We start from the raw sequence: 10,172 nt of genomic DNA, 5'->3' as shown, positions 1-10,172 counted from the left end.
TTCCTTAGAAAGGCCCCCCAACCACGTTGGGGGGCCTTTCGCATTTCTACCAGCGCTTTCGGTCCGCCCGCTAGCCTGGACGCGTGACTCTGATCGAGCGGCTCGGGCGGTTCAACCGAGCCCATCCGTGGTCCCACAACGCCGCCTTCACTCCCGTGGTCATGTGGCACGCGTGGCGGGTCGCCCGGGCCGGTGGAGCTCGCGCGCTCGATGTGGGTTGCGGCAGCGGCAACCTGGTGGGCGGTCTGGCTCGGATCCTGCCGGACGTGGTCGGCCTCGAGCCGGACCCCGTCTATGCGGCTCACGCGCTCTCCCGTCATGCTCGGAGCGCGCGGGTACGCATCGAGGCGCGGTCCTTCGGCCCGGAGGAGCGAGCGGCGTATGACCTGGTGGTGTTCGTCGCTTCGCTGCACCACCTGGCGCTCGAGGCGGCGCTCCGCGAGGCGCGGGCCTGTCTGCGGTCGGGCGGCAGGATCGTGATCGTCGGGGTGGTCAGCGAGGACCACCCCGATCTCCGGTCCAGGATCTCCGTGGCCCTCAACCCGGTGGTGGGCTGGCTCCGGCACCCTCGTGGGACAGCCGCCGAGCCGCTGAGGATGGGCGCGCCGGTGGCGGCCCCGGCGGAGACGTTCGAGCAGGTCGCTCTCGTGATGGAGTCCGTGCTCCCCGGTGTCCGGATGCGCAGGCGGCTCTTCTGGAGGTACACCGCCGTGTGGAAGGCGCGCTGACACCCGCCTGCGCCCCTGCCCGAGCGGCCGTCAGCTGCCGTACACCGCCGGGAGCTCGGTGACGGTCACCGGGATCACGATGAGCGAGAGCGCGGGCGAGCCCCCGAACCTGCCCTTGAGCGCCTCCTGGAGCTCCTCGGCGGGAGGAGGTTCGCCGGGGCCCTGGATGACCACGCGGAGTCCGTCGCTCGAGATGGTCACCCCCTGGATCACGAACCCGGTGTCCTCGCCGAGCCACTCCTCGACGGCCTTCTCCGCGTTCCGTTCCTGGCCCGAGGCGACCAGCTGACCCTCGGTGCGCACCATGAGGGGGAGCAGCACCAGGCCCGCGAGGATGACGAACGGGGCGAGGGTGAGGAGCACCCGCCGCGGGCTGGTGCGCAGCATCCCGGCATGAGCGAAGCCCGTGATCACGAAGACCGCGCATGCGGAGAGCACGATCGCGACGAAGTTGGTGAGGAACAGCAGCAGCGCGCCGCTCGCGTCGCCGATGCGGCCGCCGCTGAGGCTGACGCCCACCACCGCGAGGGGCGGCACGAGCGCGACCGCGATGGCGACGCCGGCGATCGACGACGACACCCGCGAGTTCACGGTCGCGAAGGCGCCCGCCGCACCCGCGGCGATCGCGACGAGCATGTCGACCACCGTGGGGGCCACCCGGGAGGTGATCTGGGAGTTCGTGGCGAACGCGATCGCGACGGGTGACCATGCGGCGAGGCCGTACGAGAGCAGGATGGCCACGACCATGCCGGACCCCACGAGCACGGCGGAGTGGAACGCGCGCCGGGCCCAGCCGTTCACCAGCGCGCCGGCGAGCGCGACGATCGGGGTCATGAGCGGGGCGACCAGCATCGCTCCGATGACGACGGCCGTCGAGTCTGCGAGGATGGCGTACGTCGCGATCGCGACCGACAGCACCAGCATGACCCACCACGCGCCGAGCTTCGACAGCCGACCGGGGTTCTCGAAGTAGAGCGCCTCGATCTGGACGGCACGGGCGTCGTCGCCCACATCGGCCATGCGCACCCAGTCCCACAGCACCTCGCCGATCGAGGTGTGCGCCGGATCGAGCTCGCTGCCGGACTCGGCGCGCCGGAGCCCCCACGCGACCAGGATGAGCCCCACGATGATGGCGGCCGCGGCGGACGAGACGATCACGGTGCTCGCCATCTGCTGGGGGAACGCCGCCGCGAGCACGCCGAGCACCAGCGTCACACCGCCGCTCGCGAGCCGCGGGATGCGATCCGCGCGGCCCCTGCGGAAGGCGGCGCCCAGCACCACGATGAGGCCGCGGGCCGCTACGTAGCAGCCCAGCACCAGCACCAGCACCGCGAGGCTGAGCGCCTCGCCCGTGGGATCCCACCAGGCGAGCACGGCCAGCAGCGCGGTCACCGCGAGCGTGAGCAGCCCGCGCAGCGCCGCGTACACGCGGTTGAGGCGTCGTCCGAGCCAGCGTCGACCCGTGGCGGCGTAGAAGAGGTCCATGAGGGCGGTCGCGCCGAGCGCCGCGACCGCGATCAGCTGCACCAGCCACGTGGTGGCGCCCGGCAGCATCAGCACCGCGGCGCCGGCGGACGCCATGGCGATGCCGCGCACGGACGCGCCGTTCGCCAACCCGTGGACGATCTCCCTGGTCTGATCGCGCAGCCGGGGGATCGCCTCGTGAGACGCGCCGTCCATCGTCACCGCCTTTCGGGCTCAGCGTATGGCGGGTGAGGCGAGGTTCACACGCGGAGGGGCCTTCCGGGTTGTCACGTGTCGCCCGAAGTGCCGTATCATTCTTTACAACGTTGCAAACCGTCCACGACTCAACGACGAGGAGAGCGCCCGTGCCTGAGCACCTCATCCCGAACCCCATCGTGCTCCAGCGCGCGGACCCGTGCGTCCTGCGCCACGAGGGCTCGTACTACTTCACCGGCTCCTACCCGCTCTACGACCGCATCGTCCTGCGTCGTGCCGAGCGCCTCGAGGACCTCCAGGCGGCCGACGAGGTCACCATCTGGACCAAGCACTTCGAGGGCCCGCAGTCGAACCTCATCTGGGCCCCGGAGATCCACCGCGTGAACGGCGCCTGGTACATCTACTACGCCGCCGCGGGCATCGGTCATCCGCACGCGGACGTCCCGGGGACCGCCGAGACCTTCTGCCATCGCGTGTTCGTGCTCGAGTGCACCGACGAGGACCCGATGACGGGCGAGTGGGTCGAGCGTGGCCAGGTCGACACCGGCTGGGAGTCCTTCGCGCTCGACGCGACGTCCTTCGTCAAGGACGCCGTCCAGTACCTCGTGTGGGCGCAGCAGGACTTCGAGATCCGAGGCAACTCGAACCTCTACATCGCGCGCATGGAGAACCCCTGGACGCTCGCGACCCCCGCGGTCATGCTGACCAAGCCGGAGCTGGACTGGGAGATCGAGCGCTTCTGGGTGAACGAGGGTCCCTCGGTGCTGCAGAAGAACGGCAGGCTCTACCTGTCCTACTCGGCGTCCGGCACGGGCCCCGAGTACGCGATGGGCCTGCTCACGGCTGACGCGGACAGCGACCCGCTGGACCCCGCGAGCTGGAGCAAGAGCCCGGAGCCCGTGTTCACCTCGGCCCCGGAGAACGGCATCTACGGCCCGGGTCACAACTCGTTCACGGAGGACGAGGACGGCGAGACCGTGCTCGTCTACCACGCCCGCACCTACATCGAGCTCGAGGGCGACCCGCTCTACGAGCCCAACCGTCAGGCCTGCGCGCAGGTGCTGCCGTTCGACGCCGAGGGCGACCCGGTGTGGGGCAGGCCGCTGCCGCTGACCCGACCGGCACCGACCGCGATCGACGTGCTCCCGCCCGAGGGGCTCGCCGAGGTCACGCCCGCGTAGCTCTCCTCCTCGAGACGCGCCGCCCGGGCGCATCGTCACCCGCCAGGGACGATGCGCCCGGGCTTTCGCGTGCGCGGCTCAGACGAACGGGTCCGGCGTGAGCGTGTACTTGGTCTGCAGGTACTCGTGGATGCCCTCGGCGCCACCCTCGCGCCCGAGCCCCGACCTCTTCCAGCCCCCGAACGGTGCCGCCGCGTTGGACACCACGCCCATGTTGAGGCCCATCATCCCTGTCGCGAGGCGCTCGATCATGCGCTGCCCCCGGGTGAGCGACTCCGTGTAGACGTACGAGACCAGGCCGTAGTCGGTGTCGTTGGCGATCGCGACGGCCTGGTCCTCGGTGTCGAACGGGACGATCGCCAGGACGGGCCCGAAGATCTCCTCCCGGAGGATGTCGGAACCAGGGGGGACGTCCGCGACCACGGTCGGCTCGAAGAAGGTGCCGGGACCATGGATCGCGTGACCGCCGGTGCGCAGCGAGGCCCCGCGCGACACCGCATCGGCCACCAGGGATGCCGCCTTGTCGACAGCGCGCTCGTCGATCAGCGGGCCGATCTCCACGCCCTGGTCCGCGCCGCGACCCACGCGCAGCTCGGCGACGCGTGCGGTGACGCGGCGCGTGAACTCGTCGACCACGGCGGAGTGCACGATGAACCGGTTGGCGGCGGTGCAGGCCTGCCCGATGTTGCGGAACTTGGCGGCCATCGCGCCGTCCACGGCCTTGTCGAGGTCGGCGTCCTCGAAGACCACGAACGGGGCGTTGCCGCCGAGCTCCATCGAGGTGCGCAGCACACCTCCGGCGGCCTGCTCGAGCAGCCTCACCCCCACCGGCGTGGAGCCGGTGAACGACAGCTTGCGCAGGCGCGGGTCGCGGATGATCGGCTCGGACACGGCGCCGGAGCGCGACGTGGTGATGACGTTGAGCACGCCAGGCGGCAGCCCCGCGTCCTCGAGCAGGCGCGAGAGCAGGAGCGTGGTGAGCGGCGTGAGCTCGGCCGGCTTGATCACCACGGTGCAGCCGGCGGCGAGCGCGGGCGCGATCTTGCGGGTCGCCATGGCGAGCGGGAAGTTCCACGGGGTGATGAGGTAGCACGGTCCCACCGGATGCTGGGTGACGATCATGCGCCCGTGCCCCTCCGGGCTCGCGCCGTAGCGGCCGGCGACACGCACGGCCTCCTCCGAGAACCACCGCAGGAACTCGCCGCCGTAGGCGACCTCGCCGCGCGCCTCCGCCAGGGGCTTGCCCATCTCGAGGCTCATGAGCAGCGCGAAGTCCTCCTTGCGCTCCATGAGCAGGTCGAACGCGCGCCGCAGGATGTCGGAGCGCACGCGGGCGGGCGTCGACGCCCAGTCCTCGAAGGCGTCGCACGCGGCGTCGAGCGCCGCACGGCCGTCCTCGACGGATGCCGAGGCGATCTCCTTGAGCACCGCGCCCGTCGCGGGGTCGCGGACCAGGAGCGTCTCGCCGCCGGCCGCGGGACGCCAGCGTCCGCCGATGAGCAGCGCCTCGGGTACGCGGGCGAGCAGGGTCTGCTCGACGGTGATGGTCATGGGTGTCCTTTCGGGGCGGGGAGGGGGGACGATGCGGGACGGGCGGTCGCCCAGATGGCGACGGCCAGACCGGACGCGACGGCGATGACGAGGCCCAGGTGGGCCGCGGTCGGACCGAGCAGGCCGGTCACGGGGGAGCCGAGCACCCCGCCGAGGAACTGCGCGGAGCCGGTGAGAGCGGATGCGGCGCCGGACGCGACGGCGGTGGCCTGGCCCCACGCATGCGCGCCGGGCAGCACCAGCCCGGTGCCCGCGGCGAAGGCCATCGACGCGAGCCACCACAGGAGCTCGGGCGCGCCGGCAGCGGCCGCTCCCCAGAGCAGGACGCCGCTGACCGCGCTGATCGCGAGCCCCAGGCCCAGCGGGCCGGCGGGATGGCGGCGGCGCACCAGCCTCCTGAAGGTCATGTTGGCAAGGATCACCGCGACGGCGTTGGTGCCGAACACCACCGCGAACGCGGTCGGCGACCGTCCGAGCTCGCGCTCGACGACGAACGATGCGGTGGCGATGTACGCGTAGAAGCCGAATGCATGCACGCCGAGGGCGAGCGCCGCCCCGGCGACCTCGCGGTTGCGGGCCGCGCGCGCGAGGCCCTCCGTGACGGCACGCACGCCGCCGGTCGAGCGGCTCTCGCGGGGAAGGGTCTCCGGGACCGTCCACGCGAACAGGAGCAGCAGGATGCCGCCCAGGGCCGCGAGCACCACGAAGTCCGCGCGCCACCCCCAGGCGCCGGCGATGGACGCTCCGAGGATCGGCGCGACCACCGGCGCGATGGACGTCACCATCGCGAGGAAGCCGATGCGCGACGCCATCGCATGGGTGTCCGAGGAGAGGTCGCGCACGATGCTGCGCGCGACCACGATGCCCGCGGCGCCGCAGAGGCCCGCCAGCGCACGCACGCCCACGAGCATCCCCGGCCCGGTGGCCAGCGCGTCGAGGCCCGAGGCCGCGGTCCAGCCCGCGACGCCGAGCAGGACGATCGCACGCCGCCCGAACCGGTCGCTCAACGGCCCCCAGACCAGCTGGCCCAGCCCGATCCCGAGCAGGAAGAGCGTGACGCCTGCCTGCGTGAGCGGATCGGAGCCACCCAGGTCCGCCTGCACCGCCGGCAGCGAGGGCGTGTAGATGTCGACCGACAGCGGCGCGAGCGCCGTGAGCCCCGCGAGCACGGGCAGGATCCGCACCATGGTCGGCGCCGCCACGGGTGCGGAGGTCACGTCATCCCTCGAGGATGGCGACCAGGTCGCACTGGATGAGGCAGCCGCCGTCGAGCGTCGCCGCCATCGCCTGACGCGCGGGACGGTCGTCGGGGTCGGGGAACATCGCGACCCACTCGCGGTTGAGCGCCTCCCGGTCGCGGTAGTCGGCCAGCCAGAACGTCATCTTCACGATGTCGTCGAGCCGGCCGCCCGCGGCGGCCATCAGGGATCGCACCTGGATGAAGACGTTGGCGCACTGGTCCTCCAGATCGGGAGGCATCTCGCGCGACACGGGGTCGCGACCGGTGAGCACGCCGGAGTACAGGTGGGCTCCGATCCGGCTCGCGGCCGGGATGGGGTTCGCATGGGTGAATCCCGGCAGGTGGATGCTCGTGCGCCGTCGCATGGGGTGGGCCTCCTACAGCGCCGGCTCGGCGACCACGGTGTTCTCGATGAACCCGAGCCCGTCGATCTCCGCGCGCACCACGTCGCCCACCCGCAGCCAGCTCCCGGTGGGGGCGCCGATGCCCGCCGGGGTCCCCGTCGCGAGGATGTCGCCGGGCATGAGCGTCATGACCTGCGACAGGTACGCGATCTGCTCGTAGATGTCGTAGATCATGTCGTCCGTGCGCCAGTCCTGGCGCGTCTCCCCGTTGACGGAGAGCGTCATCCGCAGGTCGAGCGGGTTGGCGACCTCGTCGTCCGTGGTCAGCCACGGGCCCAGCGGCCCGTGGGTGTCGAAGGACTTGCCGAGCGTGAACGTGGGGGAGCGCTTCTGCAGCCAGTCGCGCACCGAGACGTCGTTCGCGACCATGTACCCCGCGATGACCGAGCGTGCGTCGGCGGCGCCGACGTGCCGGCAGCGCCGGCCGATGACCACGGCGAGCTCGACCTCGTAGTCGAGCGCGTCGGACACGATCGGCTTCTCGATCGGCGCGTACGGGCCCGTGATGCACGAGGTCTGCTTGTTGAACCACAGCTGGCTGGTCGGGATCGGGATGCCCGCCTGGCGGGCCTCCTCGGCATGCTCCTTATAGTTCATGCCGATGCCGAGGTACTTCTGGGGGTCGTCGATCGGTGCCAGCAGCGTCACCTCGGACAACGGGTGCGTGTCGCCCGCCGCCGCCTCGATGGCCTCGCGCAGCTCCGGGAGCCGCGGCAGGATCTCGCGGAGCGAGGAGCCGATCCCGGCGACGCCGGAGATCTCGGTGACGGTGCCATCGTCCACGCGTCCCAGGCGGACCGGTCCCGTGCCGACGCGGTAGCGGGCAAGCTTCATGGCTGTCAGTCCTTCTTCTCGGAGGGGAGGGTGCCCCAGACCTGCTCGGTCAGGGGTGTCATCTGGAAGCTGAGATACCGCCACGCGCCGTCCGGGCACCGGCGGACCACCTGGGTCACCTGGCCGCTCATGGTGCGCTCGCCGCCGTCGGGGTTGCGCAGGCGGTTGGTGAGGAGGCCGGTCATGAGCGCGACGTCCCCGAGCACGCGGACCTCGAGCTCGCCTCGCCACATGTCGAGGTAGGGGCGGCGGGTCGCCGTGTGCTCGAGCAGCATCTGCTTGGTGTGGACCAGGCCGGGCGCGTGGATGTGGACCAACGCGTCGTCGTAGAGGTCGGCGAGCGCCTCCATGTCCACATCGATCAGCGCTCGGCGGCGCCGCTCCTCGAGAGCGAGGAGCTCGGCGCGGGTCGCGTCGTCGGCTGGGGTCACGTCCGTCATATCAGTCCTTCGTAGGTGCCGCCGTCGAGCTGCAGGTTCTGTCCGGTGATGTACCCGGCCTGGGCGGAGCACAGGAACGCGCAGGCATCGCCGAGCTCCTCGGGCCGGCCCAGGCGCCTCGCGGTCACGGTGGAGGCGATCGCCGCGTAGGCCTCGTCGCGCGTGATCCCGTCCCGCTCCATGCGCCGGCGCGCCATGAACTCCTGGCGCGGGGTGTCGATGCGCTCGGGCAGCAGGTTGTTCACGGTGACGTTGTCCGCGGCGACCTCCTTCGAGATCGACTTCGCGGCGGCGGTGAGCGCCGCGCGCGCGGATGCGGACAGGCCCATGTCCGCCGCCGGGCTCTTCACCATGGCCGACGTGATGTTGACGATGCGCCCGAATCGCCGCGCGCGCATGCCCGGCAGGTATGCGCGCATGAGCTCGATGGCCGGCACGGCGTTGGTGGCGAGCGCGCCGTGGAGCGCCTCCGCGTCCCACTCGGCGTACGGGCCCGGGCGCGGTCCCGCGTTGTTGGTCACCAGGATGTCGACGTCCGGAAGGGCGGTCAGGATCGCCGCACGCCCTTCCGGCGTCGTGAGGTCGGCGGCGATGGTGCCGACCTCGGTGTCGGGGACCCGGGTGCGGACGCGCGCCCGGAGGGTCGATGCGGCCGCCTCGAGCCGCGCCCCGTCCCTGCCGTTGAGCGTCACCCTCACGCCCTCGCGCGCGAGGGACTCGGCGCATGCGAGCCCCAGGCCTTGCGAGGACGCCGCGACGAGCGCCACGCGCCCCGAGATGCCCAGATCCATGCGGTCCTACGCCTCCACGGAGGCGACGGAGGACGATGCGGCGGCCGGGGCCTCGTCCCCCGCCGCCTCCCACGTCCGGTAGCCGGTGGTCTCGCCCGCCTCGAAGCCGGGGCGGGGCTGGCCCACCATCGCGTGGTACTTGGAGAAGATCGCGTCGGCCTCCGCGAGCGGCAGCACGTCCTCGATGTCCTCGAAGGGCTCGCAGCCCGTGCGCTCGGCGACCATGCGGCGGATGACCTCGTAGCCCTCGCCGCGGTGCGCCATCACCATGCCGTTGACCTGGGGCAGCCGCGCGGCCTCGAAGTCCTCGATCGCCTGCTCGACGGGCATGGTGGCGAGGCGCGACGCGAGCGCGCCGCCGTCGACGATCGCCTGGCAGGCGCCGTTCCCTCCGCGCGGGTACATCGCGTGCGCGGCGTCGCCGATGAGCACCACGCGGCCATCGTGCCAGGTGTCGAGCGGGTCGTGGCGGATCAGCGGGAACAGGTACACCTCGCGGTTGTCGCGCAGCATCTGCTGCACGTCGAGGAACGGGATCTTGACGGTGTCGAAGCACGGCAGGATCTCCTCGACGGACCCGACCTGGTTCCAGTCCTCGACGGTCTGGTCGCGCTCGCGCTCGACCACCCAGTTGACCAGCACCTTGCCGGTGCCCTCGAAGTTCTCCGCGATGGGGTAGACGATCATCGAGGCGATCTGCGGGGCACCGATGTGCAGGATGGTGTGGCCGTTGCGGAAGGGCTCCATCAGGGTGGTGCCGCGGTACATGGTGATCCCGGAGTAGTGCGGTTCGGCCATGTCGGGGAACATCTGCCGACGCGCGACGGACTTGATGCCGTCCGCGGCGATGAGCAGGTCCGCGTGCTTGGTCTCGACCGAGCCGTCGGAGTGCTGGAGGTCGAACTCGACCCCGCCCTCGATGTTGCGGTACTCGAGCAGGCGCGCGCCCTGCACCACCGTCTCCGCACCCATGCGCTCGACCACCACGTCGAACAGCATCATCTGGAGGTAGCCGCGGTGCACGAACCGCTGCTCGTGGACGTAGCCCATGTGGACGCCGCACTTCTCGGCGTAGATCTCCTGGCCGTGGTTGTTGAAGAAGATCGAGTCGACGGCGTCGACGGACATCTCCTTGAAGCGGTCGTGCACGCCCAGCTCGATGAGTTCCTTGGTCCCGTAGACCTTGACGTCGATCCCGACCCCCAGCGGCTTGAGCTCCGTGACGGTCTCGTAGATGGTCGGGCGGAAGCCCTGCTGGTGAAGGCGCAGGGCCATGGCGAGACCTGCGGGGCCAGCTCCGATGATGGCGATATCCAGCATGGT

The 10,172-nt window shown here is 71.4% G+C and carries 10 protein-coding genes; 2 read left to right on the top strand and 8 right to left on the bottom strand.

Going from position 1 to position 10,172, the window contains the following annotated elements; genetic code table 11:
• Nucleotides 1-83: 83 nt before the first annotated feature.
• A complete protein-coding gene (locus AOM00_RS02540; protein WP_062516298.1) occupies nucleotides 84-728 on the top strand; it encodes a class I SAM-dependent methyltransferase in 645 nt (214 codons plus the stop codon).
• 30 nt (nucleotides 729-758) lie between these two features.
• On the opposite strand, the gene AOM00_RS02535 is transcribed toward AOM00_RS02540, so the two are convergent.
• Nucleotides 759-2,408, bottom strand: a complete 1,650-nt coding sequence (locus AOM00_RS02535) for a DUF389 domain-containing protein (protein WP_062516297.1) — start codon at nucleotides 2,406-2,408, stop codon at nucleotides 759-761.
• 149 nt (nucleotides 2,409-2,557) lie between these two features.
• On the opposite strand from AOM00_RS02535, the gene AOM00_RS02530 reads away from it, so the two are divergent.
• A complete protein-coding gene (locus AOM00_RS02530) occupies nucleotides 2,558-3,589 on the top strand; it encodes a glycoside hydrolase family 43 protein (RefSeq protein WP_062516296.1) in 1,032 nt (343 codons plus the stop codon).
• A gap of 78 nt (nucleotides 3,590-3,667) precedes the next feature.
• Here AOM00_RS02530 and AOM00_RS02525 read toward each other — a convergent pair whose 3' ends face one another.
• From AOM00_RS02525 to AOM00_RS02495, 7 genes are read right to left on the bottom strand one after another with little or no spacing between them, the layout of a single operon-like run.
• Complete coding sequence (locus tag AOM00_RS02525; RefSeq protein WP_062516295.1) at nucleotides 3,668-5,140, bottom strand: NAD-dependent succinate-semialdehyde dehydrogenase; 1,473 nt, start codon at nucleotides 5,138-5,140, stop codon at nucleotides 3,668-3,670.
• Entirely contained in the window at nucleotides 5,137-6,357 is a 1,221-nt protein-coding gene (locus AOM00_RS02520; RefSeq protein ID WP_062516294.1) for a multidrug effflux MFS transporter, read from the bottom strand. The genes AOM00_RS02525 and AOM00_RS02520 overlap by 4 nt, the downstream gene beginning before the upstream one ends.
• 1 nt (nucleotide 6,358) lies before the next feature.
• Nucleotides 6,359-6,745, bottom strand: a complete 387-nt coding sequence (locus AOM00_RS02515) for a RidA family protein (RefSeq protein ID WP_062516293.1) — start codon at nucleotides 6,743-6,745, stop codon at nucleotides 6,359-6,361.
• Between the two features lie 12 nt (nucleotides 6,746-6,757).
• Nucleotides 6,758-7,618 (bottom strand): fumarylacetoacetate hydrolase family protein, encoded by an 861-nt coding sequence (locus AOM00_RS02510; protein WP_062516292.1) that lies wholly within the window; start codon nucleotides 7,616-7,618, stop codon nucleotides 6,758-6,760.
• A gap of 5 nt (nucleotides 7,619-7,623) precedes the next feature.
• Complete coding sequence (locus AOM00_RS02505; protein ID WP_062516291.1) at nucleotides 7,624-8,058, bottom strand: YybH family protein; 435 nt, start codon at nucleotides 8,056-8,058, stop codon at nucleotides 7,624-7,626.
• Entirely contained in the window at nucleotides 8,055-8,849 is a 795-nt protein-coding gene (locus AOM00_RS02500; RefSeq protein WP_062516290.1) for an SDR family oxidoreductase, read from the bottom strand. Before AOM00_RS02500 ends, AOM00_RS02505 begins: the two co-directional genes overlap by 4 nt.
• Before the next feature lie 6 nt (nucleotides 8,850-8,855).
• A complete protein-coding gene (locus tag AOM00_RS02495; protein WP_062516289.1) occupies nucleotides 8,856-10,169 on the bottom strand; it encodes an FAD-dependent monooxygenase in 1,314 nt (437 codons plus the stop codon).
• Between the last annotated feature and the right edge of the window lie 3 nt (nucleotides 10,170-10,172).

This window comes from Demequina gelatinilytica (genome assembly GCF_000971115.1).
GTDB lineage: Bacteria > Actinomycetota > Actinomycetes > Actinomycetales > Demequinaceae > Demequina > Demequina gelatinilytica.
This window is presented reverse-complemented; position numbering and strand designations above follow the sequence as displayed.